General features: G+C 72.8%; 11 protein-coding genes. 8 read left to right on the top strand and 3 right to left on the bottom strand.

Annotated features, from left to right (window positions below; genetic code table 11):
* Positions 1–11: 11 nt before the first annotated feature.
* Positions 12–218 (bottom strand): hypothetical protein, encoded by a 207-nt coding sequence (locus G569_RS0115425; protein ID WP_157592068.1) that lies wholly within the window; start codon positions 216–218, stop codon positions 12–14.
* A 101-nt stretch (positions 219–319) separates the two neighbouring features.
* Between G569_RS0115425 and G569_RS0115420 the strand changes: the two genes are divergently transcribed.
* The 6 genes from G569_RS0115420 (at position 320) to G569_RS0115395 (ending at position 10,965) form a co-directional block, all read left to right on the top strand.
* Entirely contained in the window at positions 320–1,948 is a 1,629-nt protein-coding gene (locus G569_RS0115420; RefSeq protein ID WP_028064060.1) for an ABC-F family ATP-binding cassette domain-containing protein, read from the top strand.
* Positions 1,945–3,642 (top strand): dihydroxy-acid dehydratase, encoded by a 1,698-nt coding sequence (locus G569_RS0115415; RefSeq protein WP_028064059.1) that lies wholly within the window; start codon positions 1,945–1,947, stop codon positions 3,640–3,642. The genes G569_RS0115420 and G569_RS0115415 overlap by 4 nt, the downstream gene beginning before the upstream one ends.
* A 133-nt stretch (positions 3,643–3,775) precedes the next feature.
* Positions 3,776–5,530, top strand: a complete 1,755-nt coding sequence (locus G569_RS0115410) for a hypothetical protein (protein ID WP_028064058.1) — start codon at positions 3,776–3,778, stop codon at positions 5,528–5,530.
* Positions 5,527–6,516 (top strand): hypothetical protein, encoded by a 990-nt coding sequence (locus G569_RS0115405; protein WP_157592067.1) that lies wholly within the window; start codon positions 5,527–5,529, stop codon positions 6,514–6,516. The genes G569_RS0115410 and G569_RS0115405 overlap by 4 nt, the downstream gene beginning before the upstream one ends.
* Positions 6,517–6,620: 104 nt before the next feature.
* Positions 6,621–8,774, top strand: a complete 2,154-nt coding sequence (locus G569_RS0115400) for an ATP-binding protein (RefSeq protein WP_028064056.1) — start codon at positions 6,621–6,623, stop codon at positions 8,772–8,774.
* A gap of 7 nt (positions 8,775–8,781) precedes the next feature.
* Entirely contained in the window at positions 8,782–10,965 is a 2,184-nt protein-coding gene (locus G569_RS0115395; RefSeq protein ID WP_028064055.1) for a winged helix-turn-helix domain-containing protein, read from the top strand.
* 1 nt (position 10,966) lies between these two features.
* Here G569_RS0115395 and G569_RS48765 read toward each other — a convergent pair whose 3' ends face one another.
* Both G569_RS48765 and G569_RS58075 read right to left on the bottom strand, forming a co-directional pair.
* Positions 10,967–12,829 (bottom strand): MDR family MFS transporter, encoded by a 1,863-nt coding sequence (locus G569_RS48765; protein WP_037496915.1) that lies wholly within the window; start codon positions 12,827–12,829, stop codon positions 10,967–10,969.
* Positions 12,830–13,465, bottom strand: coding sequence for a pentapeptide repeat-containing protein (locus tag G569_RS58075; RefSeq protein WP_053226419.1), 636 nt, complete (start codon positions 13,463–13,465; stop codon positions 12,830–12,832).
* 63 nt (positions 13,466–13,528) lie between these two features.
* On the opposite strand from G569_RS58075, the gene G569_RS0115380 reads away from it, so the two are divergent.
* Both G569_RS0115380 and G569_RS48755 read left to right on the top strand, forming a co-directional pair.
* Positions 13,529–14,209: a winged helix-turn-helix domain-containing protein gene (locus G569_RS0115380; protein ID WP_028064054.1), complete on the top strand. Its 681-nt coding sequence runs from the start codon at positions 13,529–13,531 to the stop codon at positions 14,207–14,209.
* Complete coding sequence (locus G569_RS48755; RefSeq protein ID WP_053226418.1) at positions 14,179–15,219, top strand: sensor histidine kinase; 1,041 nt, start codon at positions 14,179–14,181, stop codon at positions 15,217–15,219. The genes G569_RS0115380 and G569_RS48755 overlap by 31 nt, the downstream gene beginning before the upstream one ends.
* Positions 15,220–15,225: the final 6 nt, after the last annotated feature.

Raw genomic sequence — 15,225 nt, 5'->3', positions numbered from 1 at the left:
GTGGCGTTCGCCTAAAGCCCGTTGTGAGCGGCCCGCCGCTTGGGCACGAAGCCCGAGCGGTCGGGGCACGCCAGCAGCGACGCGGCGACGAGATCGCGCTGCGACAGGGCGCGGCGCGTCTCGGCGACGGTCGGAGGCGGCTCGATCGCGGGCGCTGCGAGCTCGCGAACCTGGGGGACCCGATATTCGTGATGCGAGGTGACCAACCTTGCTTCCATGTTGGTCCGACGGTAGACGAGCTAGATGTGCACGTCAAGCAAAAGTCTGTGGGCTTCAGTTAGACATTCGTCCAAAGCCCGCCGTCTAGGCTCCATGTCCCATGGCTGGAACGCTGATCGCGCGCGATGTCCACAAGGCCCACGGTGCCGGAACCATCCTGGCAGGCGTGTCGGTCACCGTCGCGCCGGGTGACGTCCTCGGCGTCATCGGTCCCAACGGCGCCGGCAAGTCGACGCTGCTGCGCCTGCTCGCGGGCGTCGACCAGCCCGATCAAGGCACCGTCCAGCTGACCGCCGGCACGGCGGGCTATCTCCCGCAGGAGCCCGACCGCGCGCCCGGCGAGACGCTCCAGCACTACCTCGCCCGCCGCACCGGCGTCGCCGCGGCCGACGCGCGCGTCCAGGACGCCACCGCGCGGATGGCGACCGACCCCGAGGCCTTCGACGACTACTCGTCCGCCTTCGAGGCCTGGCTGGAGCTCGGCGGCGCCGACCTCGACCCGCGGGCCGAGACCGTCCTGCGCGACCTGGGGCTGGACCCGAAGCTGCTCGACCTCGAGACCGTCGCGCTCTCCGGCGGCCAGGCGGCCCGTGCCTCGCTGGCGGCGATCCTGCTCAGCCGCTTCGACGTCCTGCTGCTCGACGAGCCGACCAACGACCTCGACTTCGACGGTCTGGCGCGCTTGGAGCGCTTCGTCGCCGAGCGCCCCGGCGGTGCGGTGATCGTCTCCCACGACCGCGCCTTCCTCGCCCGGACGGTCACGCGCGTGCTCGAGATCGACGAGATCGCCCACACGGCGGCCGAGTACGGCGGCGGCTGGGCGGGGTACCTCGAGCTGCGCGCGACCGCGGCCCGCCACGCGGAGACCCGCTTCGAGAACTACACGGCCCAGCGCGAACGGCTGACCGATCGCGTGAACACGCAACGCCAGTGGTCGGCCGTCGGCGTCAAGAAGGCCAAGAACGCCAAGGGCTCGGAGCCCGACAAGGCGGTCCGCCGCCACATGGCCGAGCGCTCGGAGAAGCAGGCGGGCAAGGTGCGCGCGTCCGAGAAGGCGATCGAGCGGCTCGAGGTGGTCGAGAAGCCGTGGAAGCGGTGGGAGCTGCAGCTGCGCTTCGGCGGCGGCGAGCGCTCCGGCGACGTCACCGTTCGGCTGGACGACGCGGTGATGCGGCGGGGGAGCTTCGTGCTCGGACCGCTCGACCTCGAGCTGGCGTGGGGGGAACGGGTCGCGCTCGTCGGTCCCAACGGCGCGGGCAAGACGACCCTCGTCGACGCGCTGACCGGCCGGCTGCCGCTCGCCGGCGGAAGGCGCTGGATCGGCCCCGGCGTCCGCATCGGCACGCTCGACCAGGCGCGGGCGGGCTTCGACGGCGCCGGCACGCTGCTCGACGCGTTCGTCACCCAGAGCCAGATGACCGTGCAGGACGCCCGCTCGCTGCTGGCCAAGTTCGGCCTCGAGAGCGACGAGGTCGGCCGCGACTCGCGCAGCCTGTCGCCGGGCGAGCGCACCCGCGCATCGCTCGCGCTCCTGATGGCGAGCGGGGCGAACTGGCTCGTGCTCGACGAGCCCACGAACCACCTCGACCTGCCCGCGATCGAGCAGCTCGAGTCAGGCCTGGACGCCTACGACGGCACGCTGCTGCTCGTCACCCACGACCGCGAGCTGCTCGAGGCCGTCAAGCTCGACCGCACGATCGACCTCGGGGCGTCAATGTCCCGGGCATGAGCTCCGACTCCGAGAAGACCGCCGCGGCACGCAAGCGGGCGCGCGCCGAGCTGGCACACGGTGACGAGCGCGCCGGCGCTCGCTCGCACTTCCGCGCGATGGGGATCGATCCCGAGCGGCTCGACGGGCCGATCGTCGGGATCTCCTCGATGTGGACCCAGACGATGCCGTGCAACCTCAACCATCGCGACCTCGCGGCGGCGGTGGAGGAGGGCGTGACGGTGGCGGGCGGGGTCGCGCTGCAGTTCAACACGATCGCGGTGTCCGACAACCAGACGCAGGCGACGCCGGGCATGCGGGCGTCGTTGGTCTCGCGCGAGCTGATGGCGGACTCGATCGAGCTGATGGACATCGCGCACGACTTCGACGCGCTGGTCTGCATCGTCGGCTGCGACAAGACCGTGCCCGCGGCGCTGATGGCGCTCGCGCGGCTGGACAAGCCGGCGTACGTGATCTACAGCGGGCCGATGCGCGCCGGGCACTGGCGCGGCGAGCGGGCGACGATCCAGGAGGTCTGGGAGGCGGTCGGCGCGCGCCGGCAGGGCAAGCTCGAGCGGGCGGAGCTCGACGTGCTGGAGCGCAGCGCCTGCCCGGGGCCGGGGACGTGCGCTGGGCACTTCACCGCCAACACGATGGGGCTGGCGCTGGAGTTCCTCGGCCTGGCCGTGGCGGGGAGCACGATGGTCGCGGCCGATGAGCTGGACGCGCGTCGCGGCGCCGCCGCCGACGTCGGCGAGCGCGCGGTGCAATTGGTCAAGGACGGCGCGCCCGGCGCCAAGACGTTCCTCACCCGCGGCGCGCTGCTGAACGCGATGACCGGCATCGCCGCGTCCGGCGGGTCGACCAACGGCATCCTGCACCTGCTGGCGATCGCTCGCGAGGCGGGCGTCGAGCTGAGCCTCGACGACCTCTCCGAACGCGCGCGGACGACGCCCGTGATCGCGAACCTCACGCCGGGCGGCCGGTACGTCGCGACCGAGCTGCAGGAGGTCGGCGGGATCCCGGTCCTGATGCGCGAGCTGGCGCGGGCGGGCCTGGTCGACGGCGCCGCACCGGTGGCCGGCGGGGGGACGCTGGCCGAGGCGGTCGCCGAAGCCCCCGCCCCCGACGGCACGGTGACGTTCTCCGCCGATGACCCGTACAAGACGGCGAGCGGGCTTCGCGGCCTGCGCGGCAACCTCGCGCCGGACGGCGCGGTGGCGAAGATCTCCGGCGTCGAACAGCGCCGCCACACCGGTCCCGCGCGCGTCTTCGAGCGCGAGGACGACTGCATCGAAGCGCTCGGCGCGGGCGCGATCGTGCCCGGCGACGTGCTGATCATCCGCAACGAAGGCCCGTCCGGCGGCCCCGGCATGCGGGAGATGCTCGCCGTCACCGCCGCCGTCGTCGGTTCCGGCCTGGGCGAGTCCGTCGTGCTCGTCACCGACGGTCGCTTCTCCGGCGCCACTCGCGGCCTGATGGTCGGCCACGTGGCGCCCGAGGCGGTGCGCGGCGGGCCGCTGGCGGTGGTGCGCGAGGGCGAGCTGGTCACGGTCGATGTGGACGCCGGCGAGCTCAGCGTGGCGATCGACGACGAGGAGCTCGCAGCGCGGCTCGCGGCCTTCGAGGCTCCCGAGCCACGCGTGAAGACCGGCGTCCTCGGCCGCTACAGCCGCCTCGTCGGCTCGGCGTCCGACGGCGCGACGCTGCGCTGAGTCACCCCGGGGTGATTCTCCTGCCGGGGTGAGATCACCCCGGTGATCCGGCCTGGGAAGGGTTGACCCACCCCACTACCGGACCCCAGCATCGCCGCCCCATGAAGAGCATTCCGATTGACGGGTGGGGGCCATGAGACGGGCGGCGAAGCGCTTCGCCCTCGCGGCGACCGTGGTGGTGATCTGGGCCGCGGCCGGCTCGGCCTCGCCCGCGGCGGCGACCGGCGGTGTCGGCGACAACGGCAGCATGTGGGGGCAGATCAACAACCTCACGCCATACACGTGGACGTTCGTGCGTCGCACCTCGCTGAACTGCGACCAGGCTCAGCCCGGCCAGGCGTGCGGGTTCACCGGCGAGGGCGGCGGATTCCCGCAGACGGTCAAGCCGGGCCAGTTCTTCGTGTACGTATTGCGGCCGTACAGCATCACCGGGGGCGGCCTCGCCGCATGGGTGTTCACGGACTACTACGACGGCTATTTCACGTACCGCGTCGACGCGGCGAACGGGCCCGAGTACGTCACGTTCGCGCTGTCACAGACCTACGCGGAGGACTTCTGGGGAAACGTGACGGGGCCTGTGGCGCAGGTCTACAACACGGTCGCGCCGCCGGAGGACTCCTACGACCCGCGCGTGCAGCTGTCGTCCGGACCGTCGGTCGCGCGCACGCCGAACAACGAGGTCAACTGGGTGCACGCCGACCAGTACAACCTCGATGTCACCTTCGGAGTCAACGGCGGCGACTACATTCTCGACGCGACGCAGGCCCCGAACCTGGCCGACATGCTCAACGCGCTCTGCTCGAACGCGCCCGGCACGACCTGCAGCTTCAAGGGCGACGGACCCGCGACGTGGCGCAACGGCCAGGCGGTCAAGGCGGGCGAGTCGCTGAACTGCGCGGGGGTCACGGAACCCGGTGAGGACAAGTCGGAGCCGAACTGGTTCGAGGTCTCATACAAGGCGGCGCAGTCGGCCACGCTGACCGTCGGCGGCGGCCTGACCGTCAGCGCGGAGTTCGAGTTGTTCGACATCGTCGGCAACGAGGTCTCGTTCGGGGTCGAGGCCGACCACGACTGGGGGCAGACGAAGACCGAGACGCGGACGACCAGGATCTACGTCCCCGACAACAGCGTCGGCGACGTGTGGGTGGCGCCGACCGAAGCCGCGATCACCGGCACGCTCACCGTCACGTTCGGCGGCGCGAAGTACACGATCTACAACTTCAGCCAGACGCAGAGCGGCATCAGCCGCGACGCGCTCACGCCCGCGTTCAACGTGACGACCCGGACGCGCGCCATGACCGCGGACGAGATCGCGGACAACTGCAACCCGAGCCGCGCGCTCAAGGCGACCGCGACCACGGCGGCGCCGAAGGCCAAGGCGGCGAGCGTCGCCCCGGCCGAGCCGGCTCCCGTCGCCGCAGCCGCGGCCCGCCTGAACCTGGGTCACGGCGTCCGCGAGATCGAACTCGGCCAGACCGAGGCGCAGATCGCCAAGCGACTCGGCAAGCCGCGCTTCAAGTCTCCCCAAGCGGTCGATTGCCGGATCATGGATCCGGCCTGCAGCGCCCGCGAGGGACGCCGCGGGACCTGGTGGTACCCGCAGGTGACGGTCGTCTTCGGCGGCAACCGTCGCGCCCACACGCTGATCTACCGCGGCCGCGAGGTCACGAGCAAGGGCGTCGGCGTCGGCTCGAGTTACGCGAAGGTCCGCGCCGCGTACCCGAACGCCAAGTGCGTCCGCTACGTCGCGCAGTCGACGTGCTCGGTGCGCTCGATGAACGGTCCGCGAGCGGTCAAGACCGTCTTCCACTTCACCCACGAAGGCGGCGACCGCCGCAAGGTCGACCGCGTCCTCATCCACTACCACGTGAGCCGGGGGAAGGCATGAAGCAGCACATTGCGATGGCCGCGCTCGCCGCGGTGCTGACGGTGGCGGCCGCGCCCGCCGCGTTCGCCCAGCCCGCGCCGTCCAAGACGATCGACTCCAAGGCCAGCCCGGGCGCAGCGGCCGACATCCTCACGACCTTCTGCGGGGACGACATCAAGAACTGCCAATGGGTGACCAACGGCAAGTTCACGGGCGACTACGGACCTGAGCGCATCATCGGCGACGCCGCGTACAACTGCACCGATCCCGGCATCGCCAACGCCAACATCGAGGCGGCGACGGGATTCGAGGAGGAGCGCGAGGAGTCCACGAGCGTCCAGGAGACGCTCAAGCTCAAGCTCTCGCTCGGCCTCATCGGCCTGGCCGACAGCTCGGCCGAGTTCGAGGCCTTCAGCAAGCAGGCGGGGTCGACGTCGACCGCCGCCGAGGTCACCAACGAGGTCACGGTCGTCCCGGGGTGGAAGGGCTACACCACCTATCGCGTGCCGAGCGCCAACGCGAACGGCAGCGTCTATGTCACCGACGGGATCAGCGTCATCGCGGTCTCGAACATCGACGTCTCCTTCCCGGGCTACGTGCTGCCCAACCAGGACTCCACGATCCGCTACATCTCCAACAAGAAGCCGATGACCGATCAGGAGTACACCGACCATTGCAAGGCGGTGGTCCCGACCGCCGCGGCGGCGAGCCGCGCGCTGGTGCCCAATCCGGTGACCCGGGCGACGTTCGGCCTCGAGCTGTGCACCGGTGAGACCTGCACGACCCGCAAGGTGACGGGCGCTCGGCCGGCCGCCCGGCGGGGAACGGCGACGCTCCTGCGCGAGGGCCGCGCCGTCGCCAAGGGCCGCGTCGGCGACGGACGGATCCGCCTCCGCGCCGGCACGCTCGCGGCGGGCACGTACCAACTGGTGATCGCTGAACCGGAGACGGTCACGAAGCGCTCCCGCACCCATGAGGAGACCCGCGTCAACATCACCGTTCGCTGAACATCCCGCCAACGATCTGCGCCGGCCCGTCACTTCGGGCCGGCGCATCGTTCGACCAACCGCCGTCGCGATGTTAGGCTCGCTTCACACCGGTAGGGGCGGCGATGAGCGCGGAGCACAAACTGCTGACGGTCGGGGAGCTGGCTGACGTGCGGCTCCCGTGCCCCGCGAACCCTACGATCGGCCGTGGGCGGGAGCTCGCCGAGATCGGTGAGCTGCTCGAGCGGCCGGGCGTGCGGCTGATCACGCTCGTCGGTCCCGGCGGCGTCGGCAAGACGCGGCTGGCGCAGGAGGCGGCGCAGGCCGCCGTGCCGCACTTCCCCGGCGGCGCCGTCCACGTCACCCTCGACGGCGCCGACGACGCCGGCGTGCTCGTCGCCGAGGCGGCCGCCGCGCTGGACGTCGTCGCGGCGACCGCGGAGCAGCTGGCCGAGCAACTGCGGCTCGCCACCCGCGGCGCCGCGGCGCTGCTCGTGCTCGACGGTTTCGAGCGCTTCGTCGACGACGCCGGCCAGGTCGGGCGCCTGCTGACCGCGGTGCCGAACCTGAAGGTGCTGGTCTCGAGTCGCGCGCCGCTGCGGGTGACCGCCGAGCACGTCTACCCGGTCCAGCCGCTCCCGCCGCACGATGCCGCGGCCCTGTTCGTCGCGCGCGTCGGCGCGGCCCGCCCCGGCTGGGACCCCGCGATGGAGCGACCGGAGGTCGTGGACAGGATCTGCGCGCGTCTCGACCGTCTGCCGCTGGCGCTCGAATTGGCCGCCGACCGCGCCCGGCTGTTGTCGCTGCCCGCATTGCTGACCGCGCTCGACGACCGGCTCGCGGTGCTGACCAGCGGCCCGCGGGACCTGCCCGCCCGCCAGCGCTCGCTGCGGGCGACGCTCGACTGGTCGTGGGACGTGCTGGACGTGCGCGAGCGGACGCTGCTGACGCGGTTGACCGTCTTCGAGGGTGGCGCGTCGCTGGAGGCGGTCGACGCCATCTGCAACCCCGGCCGCCTGTTGGGGACCGGCGTCCAGGCGGTGCTGAGCTCGATCCTCGACAAGGCGTCGCTCGTCCAGGTGAGCGTCGGCCCCGACGGGCAGCCCCGGTACGCGCTGCTGGACACGATCCGCGAGTACGCCGCCGAACGCCTCCAGCTGCGCGACGTCGAGCGCCGCCACGCGCAGTGGTTCCTCGCCTACTGCGAGCAGACGGCGGCCGACCGCGACCACCGGCGCGACCGCCTCGAGCGGTTCGCGCTCGAGCGCGGCAACATCCGTCTCGCGTTCGAATGGCTGCTGCGCGACGGCGCACCCGCGGACGCGCTGCGCGTGGCGGTGGCGTTCGCCCGTGCGCTGCCGTGGGACGCGCACGTCCACGAGGTCCGCGGGTGGCTCGCCGACGCCATGCAGGCGCTCGAAGCCGAGCCGGCGGCGGTCGGGCTCTACTGGGACGGGCGGCTCGCGCTCTCGCAGGCGAGCTTCGCGGAGGCGGAGGACCGCCTGGGCACCGCTGTGGCGGTCGCCCGCGAGACCGGCGACCGTCAGACGGAGGCGGCCGCGATGGCGGCGCTCGGCCTGCGCGCGGCGCTGGTCGGCGAGCCGGATGCGACACGCCTGTGCGAGGCGGCGGTGGCGGCCGCGCACGACGCGGGCGATCCGGCGCTGATCCCGGACGCGCTGTTGTGCCTGGCAGGTGCGTGCGAGCGCTCGCGCGACTGGACGCGGGCCGAGGCCGTCGCGGCGGAGGCCCTCGAGCGCTTCCGCGACGCCGACGACCCGTACGGGATGGCCGCGGCGTTGGCGGAGCTCGGCTGGTACGCGCTCGTGCACCGCCGCTTCGACGAGGCCGACGCGCGGCTCGTGGAGGCGATCGAGCTGCGCCGCCGGCACGGCGACGACCGCCGGCTCGTCCAGCCGCTCATCGACCACGCGTGGCTCGCGCTCGCCCGCCGCGTCGCGGACGCGGCCCGCCGGCAGTTCCTCGAATGCGTCTCGCTGTCGCGCCAGTTCGACGATCGCTTCACGCTCGCCGAGGCGCTCGCCGGGCTGTCGGCCGTGTTCGCGCTCGAGGCGCGCTGGGAGGACGCCGCCCGCCTCGCGGGCGCGTCGGCGGCGGTCCACCAGCGGATCGGCGCGCCCGCGTGGGCGTCGGTCACCGACATGCACGAGCGCGAGCTGTCCGAGGCGCGCGCGGCGCTCGGCGACGCGGCGTTCGCGGCGCAGTACGCGCGCGGCTTCGCGCTCGGCGAGGACGAGGCGATGGGCGATGGGGTGTAGGCGCGGCATGCCCACGGACCAGTTCGCCGCGCCGCGGACCAAGCTGCTGATCCCCGAGCCCCGCCGCGGCCAGGCGGTCCGGCGTCGGGTGCTGCGCGCGCTGGAGGCCGGCCGCCGGCGGCGGCTGACCCTCGTCTCGGCCCCGACCGGATTCGGCAAGACGAGCGCGCTCGCGGCGTGGGGCCTGACCGGCACGGCGCGGTTCGCGTGGGTGTCACTGGACGAAGGCGATGACGAGCCGACGCGCTTCTGGGCGTACGTCGTCGCCGCGATCGAGGGGGCCGCGCCGGAGTTCGCCGGGACCGCCGCACGCCGTCTGCGCGCCCCGGGCGTCTCGGTGGCGGACGAGGTGCTGCCCGTGCTCGCCGACGCGCTCAGCCCGGTGAACGCGCCGCTCGTGCTGGTCCTCGACGACTACCACCAGATCACCCACGAGGCGGTCCACGCCGGCATGACCTACCTGCTCGAGCGCCTCGATCCGGACGTGCACGTGGTGCTCTCGTGCCGCCATGACCCGCCGCTCGAGCTCGGCCGCCTGCGCGCCCGGGGCGAGCTCAACGAGGTGCGGGCACCGCAACTGCGCTTCAGCGACGAGGAGGCCGCCGCGCTGCTCAACGGCGCGAACGGGCTCAACCTCGACCCGGAGCAGCTCGCGTCCGTACAGGCCCGCGCGGAAGGCTGGGTGGCGGGCCTGAATCTCGTCGCGCAATCGCCGCGCGACGCCGGCGACCGCCTCGTGAGCGACTACCTCTGGGACGAGGTCGCGGCCCGGCAGGCTCCCGGGACGCGCGAGTTCCTGATGCGGACCTCGGTGCTCGAGCGCCTTTCGGGGCCGTTGTGCGACGCCGTGGCCGAGCGGGCCGACAGCGCGGCGATCCTGGCCGAGCTGGAACGCCGCAACCTCTTCCTGGTCCCGCTGGACGCCGAGGGGCGCTGGTACCGCTACCACCACATGTTCCGGGAGATGCTCGTGCGCAGGCTCCAGCGCCACGCGCCGGAGCTCGTGGGCGACCTGCACCAGCGCGCGAGCGCGTGGTTCGCCGGCCACGACGACCTCGGCGGTGAGATCGACCACGCGGTGCTCGCGGGCCACGTCCATCTCGCGGCCGACGCGCTCCAGCGCAACTGGCTCGCGCTCTACAGCGGCGGCCTCGGCGACCGGGCGCTCGGGTGGATCGACCGGCTGCCGGCGGCGACGCTCGCCGAGTACCCGGAGCTGCTGCTGGCACGCAGCGCGATGGCGCGCGCGGTGGGACGCATCGACGAGGTCGAGCCCTGGCTCCGCCGCGCCGAGCAGGCGGCCGACGCCGAGCCTGACGCGCCACGGCGCGCGGAGCTGCGGGCCGGCATCGCCCGCCAGCGCGCGATGCTCGCGCTCGGCGAGGCGCGTGTGGGCGAGGCCGTGCGGCTGGGGCGCCTGGCGCTCGACCTGCGCCCGGACGGGTCGCGCCACGCCGTGCCGGACTCATTGTTCCTCGGCGTCTCCCTGTTCTTCAGCGCCGCGACCGCCGAGGCGGAGCGACGCCTGCGCGCCTACCTCGACGTCACGGCGGCGGGCGAAGAGGACGTGCGCCGCGTGTTGGCGATGGCGCTGCTGGCCGAGCTGCACGCGGGCCGCGGTGAGCTGGACGAGGCCGAGCGGCTCGCGGAGCAGTCACTGGAGATCGCGACCACGCGCGGTCTCGAGGGCCACGCGCATGTGCCGGCGGCGATCGTCCTGCTGGGGCGTGGGCAGGTCGAGCGAGCTGAGGAGCGTCTGGAGCGAGCGGCCGCACTGGCACGGATCGGCGGCGACCGCATCGAGATCGCCCACGCGCTGCTGTGGCTGGGCATCGCCCGTGCCCGCGCCGGTGATCCCGGCGGCGCCGAGGACGCGCTGGAGGCCGCGCGGGAACAGCTCGCGGGGGCGCGTGTCCCGAGCCTGGTCGAGCTGATCCGCGATCTCGAGCTCGAGATCCGCGACACGCCCGCCGCGCCCGCGCTCGATCCAGGGGACGGGGAGACGCTCAGCACCGCCGAGCTGCGGGTGCTCGAGCTGCTTCCGAGCGATCTGACCTACCGCGAGATCGCGGACCGGCTCTACCTGTCGCTGAACACCGTCCGCACGCACGGACAACGGATCCGGCGCAAGCTCGGCGCCTCCACGCGCGACGAAGCGGTCAGCGCCGCCCGCCGGCTCGAGCTGCTGTGAGTCAGGCCGGGACCGGCACGAGCTCGTCGGCCAGGCGTCGCACCAGACCGTCCAGCTCCGGGAACTTGTCCGGCTCCCACTCCGCGACGAGCTCGCGGAGTCCGTCGGTGCGCGCCGCGACCAACCGCGTGCGCAGCGCCGTGCCCTCCGCGGTGACGTGGTCTCCGGCGAGCAGTCCGCCGTCGCGCAACTCGCCCAGGGCCGCGGCGAGGCGGTCGGCGCGGACGTGTGGCAGCGCCGCGAGCTCGGCGACCGAGGGCGCCTCCGGGGCGCCGAGGCGCAGCAGCGCCCACGAGGCGCCGGGGGAGAGGTCGACGCCGGCGCGCTCGACCACGCCGCGCATGAACGCCAGTGTCCGGTCGCGGCCCGCCTCGCGGCTCAGGCAGCGGGTGAGCTCGCGCAACGAGTCCGTGTCGACCGGGCCCCCGATCGTGTCGCCGACGACGGTGGCGTCGACGGTCTTGCGCAGGCGCTGCTCGGGGATCAGCCAGCTCAGCGCGAACGCGATCACGACGACGCCGGCGGCGACGAGGAAGACGACGTGCAGCGCGTCGGTGAACGCGTGCACCTGGGTGTCCCCGCTCGCGACCTCGGCCGCCAGCCGGCCCGAGAAGATCGCGCCCAGGATCGCCGTGCCGAGCGAGCCGCCGATCGAGCGGAACAGGGTCGAACCCGACGTGGCGACGCCGAGCATGTCGTAGGGCACGGAGTTCTGGACCACGAGCACGAGCACCTGCATGACCATCCCGAGGCCCAGGCCGAGGATCAGCATGTGGAAGGCGGCGACGCCCGTCGACGTGGTCTCGTCCAGCGACGAGAGCAGATACATGCCGAGGGCGGCGACCGCCGTGCCGAGGATCGGGAAGACCTTGTAGCGGCCGGTGCGCGCGATCACCTGCCCGCTCACGATCGACGTGACCAGCAGCCCGCCCATCACCGGGAGCAGCTGCAGGCCCGACGCGGTCGGCGAGAGCCCGCGCACCGTCTGCTGGAACAGCGGGAGGAACGTGAGCGCGCCGAACAGCGCGAAGCCGACGACGAAGCCGACCGCGCTGGTCACGACGAACACCCGGTTCTTGAACAGGGCCGGCGGCAGGATCGGCTCAGAGGCGCGGCGCTCGACGAACGTGAGGGCCACGATGCAGGCGACGCCGAAGACGCCCATGCCGACGATCGCGGGCGAGTTCCAGTCGTACGTGTTCCCGCCCAGCGTCGTCAGCAGGATGATCGAGCTGAGGCCCAGAGCCAGCAGCAGCGTGCCCAGGTAGTCGATCTTGTGCGAGCGGCGCTCGGTCATGCTCGGCAGCGTGACCGCCAGCACCGCCAGGGCGGCCACGCCCAGCGGCAGGTTCACGTAGAAGATCGAGCGCCACGAGATGTGCGTGGTCATGAACCCGCCGATCAGCGGCCCCGCCACCGACGAGACGCCGAAGACGGCGCCGAACAGCCCGGTGTAGCGCCCGCGGTCGGCGGGCGCCACGACATCCCCGACCGCCGCCTGGGCACTGACCATCAGCCCGCCGCCGCCGAGCCCCTGGATGAAGCGGAACGCGATCAGCTCCGTCATCCCCTGCGCCAGCCCGCACAGCGCGGAGCCGACGAGGAACAGCACGAGCGCGCCCTGCAGCACGATCTTGCGCCCGAACAGGTCGCCGAGCTTGCCGTACAGCGGCGTCACCGCGGTCACCGCCAGCAGGTACGCGGTCACCACCCACGAGAGGTGCTCGAGGCCTCCGAGTTCCTTCACGATGGTCGGCAGCGCGGTCGAGACGATCGTCTGGTCCAGCGACGCCAGCAGCATCACCAGCATCAGCCCGCTGATCACCACCAGGACGCGGCGGTGATCGAGGTTCTCTGTGGGCATTCAGTCGTCTGTGACGGTGATGCCGGCCGCCCGGGCCAGATGGCCCGCGAGGCCGGCGAGTTGCACGCCGTCGATGATCGCACCGCGCAGGCCGCTCACGTCGCCCGCCGGGTCGAGCTCTGACCCGCGCAGGTCCACCCGCGCGAGCGACGCGCCGGTGAAGTCGGCGCGGCGCAGGCGGCAGTCGTCGAAGCGGACGGCGCGCATCGTGCCGCGGCCGAGGAACGCCTCGTCGAGCTCGCACCCCTCGAAGACGACCTCGCGCAGCCGCGCGGAATTGAAGCTCGCCAGCGTCAGCTTGCAGTTGCGGAAGACGACGTCGTCGAGCTCGGCGTCGGCGAACAGCGCCCCCGCCATCCGCGAACCCTCGAACACGACGCGGCGCAGACGCGCGCTCGTCCAGTCCGCGCCCGAGAGCTCACAGCCGCTCCCGATCACGTCGATCAACGCCACCGACCGCAGCCGCGAGCCGGTGAACACCGCGCGGTCCAGCCGCGAGCGCATGAACCGCCCGCCGGCCGCGCGGACCTCGGTGAAGTCGCCGCCGACGAGCGCGTCCTCGAGTTCGAACTGCGACGTCAGCTCCCCGGCGAAGGGCTCGAGGTCCTCGTCGATCACGTCGGGGCGCGCGGGCATCGGGTCTGAACATTCCCTGAACTGCGCGTAACGTGTCGCCCGGCCACGCGACAATGGAGCCAGATGCACGTCCGCGGATCCGTCCTGGTGGTCGACGACGAGCCCACGATCGGGGAGGTCGTCTCGGCCTACCTGCAGCGCGCCGGCTACGAGACCCGCGTCGCGTCCGACGGCTTCGCCGCGCTCGACGCCGTCAACGAGCGCGTCCCGGACCTGATCGTGCTCGACCTGATGCTGCCGGGCCTCGACGGCCTCGAGGTGATGCGGCGTGTGCGCGAGAAGAGCGCCGTGATCCTGCTCACCGCCAAGGGCGCGGAGGCCGACCGCGTGATCGGGCTGCGGCTCGGCGCCGACGACTACGTGGTCAAGCCGTTCTCGCCCGCCGAGCTGGTCGCGCGGGTGGATGCCGTGCTGCGGCGGGTGCCCCACGTCGCCGAGGGCGCGCCGCCGCTGCGCTTCGAGAACCTCGAGATCGACCCCGCCGCCCGCGCCGTGCGCCGCGACGGGGAGGACGTGCAGCTCACCGCCCGCGAGTTCGACCTGCTGCTCTTCTTCGCCCGCCACCCGCAGCAGGCGTTCACCCGCGAGCAGCTGATGGACCACGTGTGGCAGTACGCGTTCTACACGGACACCTCGACCGTGACCGTGCACATCCGGCGGCTGCGGACCAAGCTCGAGGCCGATCCGGAGCATCCGCGCTGGATCGAGACGGTATGGGGCGTCGGATACCGCTTCGCTCCCTGAGCCTCGCGCTCGCGCTCGCGGCGGCCGTCGCGCTGGTCGTGCTGGTCGCCTACGACGCCCACGGCGCGTGGATCACGTTCGCGATCGTCGCCCCGGTCGGCGTGCTCACGGTGCTCGCCGGCGCGGCGATCGGCGGCAGCCTGCGACGTCAGTTCGCCGCCATCGCCGCGCTCGGCCTGGCCGCGCTGGCCGCCACGGTGGCGCTGTTCGTGGACCTGATGTTCGTCTCCGGCCACGACGCGCTGATGACGATCCTGCTCGTCAGCTTCAGCGCCGCGCTCGTCTACCTGATCGCCCGCCCGGTCGTCCAGCGCGCGCTCGACGACGTCGCGCGCGAGGAGCGCATGCGGCGGGAGCTCTTCGCCGCCGTCAGCCACGACCTGCGCACGCCGATCACCGCGCTCCGCCTGCTCGCCACGGCGATCGACGACGAGGTCGTCGAGGACGCCAAGCGGCGCGAGTACGCCGCCCGCATGAACACCCACGTGCGCGCGCTCGGCGCGCTGATCGACGACCTCTTCGACCTGACCCGCCTGGAGGCGAAGGAGCTCGCGTGGACGATGGAGGACGTGCGCCTGGACCTGCTCGTCCACGATGCCGTCGAGGCGATGCAGCCGACGGCGCAGGCGGGCAGCGTGGCCGTCCAGGCCGACCTGCAGGCGCCGCTCCCCAGCGTCGGCAACCACGAGCAGCTGCAGCGGGTGCTCTTCAACCTGATCCAGAACGCGATCCATCACACGCCGCCCGACGGCAGCGTGACGGTGCGCGCCGAAGGCGTGGACGGCGGCGTCGAGGTCGAGGTCGCCGACACGGGCCTCGGCATCTCCGCCGATCAGCGCGAGCGCGTGTTCGAGCCGTTCTTCCGCGGCGACGCCGCCCGCACCGATCCGGGGGCCGGGCTCGGCCTGGCGATCTCGCGCGCCATCGTCGAGGCCCACGGCGGCCGGATCTGGCTCGAGGACGCCGACATCGGCACCCGCGTCCGCTTCCGGCTGCCCGTGTCGATCTAGGGGATC

The organism is Solirubrobacter soli DSM 22325, assembly GCF_000423665.1.
In the GTDB taxonomy this organism is placed as follows: domain Bacteria; phylum Actinomycetota; class Thermoleophilia; order Solirubrobacterales; family Solirubrobacteraceae; genus Solirubrobacter; species Solirubrobacter soli.
This window is presented reverse-complemented; position numbering and strand designations above follow the sequence as displayed.

Bases quoted from the DNA above. Each gene is read 5' to 3' on its own strand.
- G569_RS0115425 (WP_157592068.1), bottom strand. From the start codon at position 218: ATGGAAGCAAGGTTGGTCACCTCGCATCACGAATATCGGGTCCCCCAG.
- G569_RS48765 (WP_037496915.1), bottom strand. From the start codon at position 12,829: ATGCCCACAGAGAACCTCGATCACCGCCGCGTCCTGGTGGTGATCAGC.
- G569_RS0115395 (WP_028064055.1), top strand. From the start codon at position 8,782: ATGCCCACGGACCAGTTCGCCGCGCCGCGGACCAAGCTGCTGATCCCC.
- G569_RS0115380 (WP_028064054.1), top strand. From the start codon at position 13,529: ATGCACGTCCGCGGATCCGTCCTGGTGGTCGACGACGAGCCCACGATC.
- G569_RS58075 (WP_053226419.1), bottom strand. From the start codon at position 13,465: ATGCCCGCGCGCCCCGACGTGATCGACGAGGACCTCGAGCCCTTCGCC.
- G569_RS0115410 (WP_028064058.1), top strand. From the start codon at position 3,776: ATGAGACGGGCGGCGAAGCGCTTCGCCCTCGCGGCGACCGTGGTGGTG.
- G569_RS0115405 (WP_157592067.1), top strand. From the start codon at position 5,527: ATGAAGCAGCACATTGCGATGGCCGCGCTCGCCGCGGTGCTGACGGTG.
- G569_RS0115415 (WP_028064059.1), top strand. From the start codon at position 1,945: ATGAGCTCCGACTCCGAGAAGACCGCCGCGGCACGCAAGCGGGCGCGC.
- G569_RS48755 (WP_053226418.1), top strand. From the start codon at position 14,179: ATGGGGCGTCGGATACCGCTTCGCTCCCTGAGCCTCGCGCTCGCGCTC.
- G569_RS0115420 (WP_028064060.1), top strand. From the start codon at position 320: ATGGCTGGAACGCTGATCGCGCGCGATGTCCACAAGGCCCACGGTGCC.
- G569_RS0115400 (WP_028064056.1), top strand. From the start codon at position 6,621: ATGAGCGCGGAGCACAAACTGCTGACGGTCGGGGAGCTGGCTGACGTG.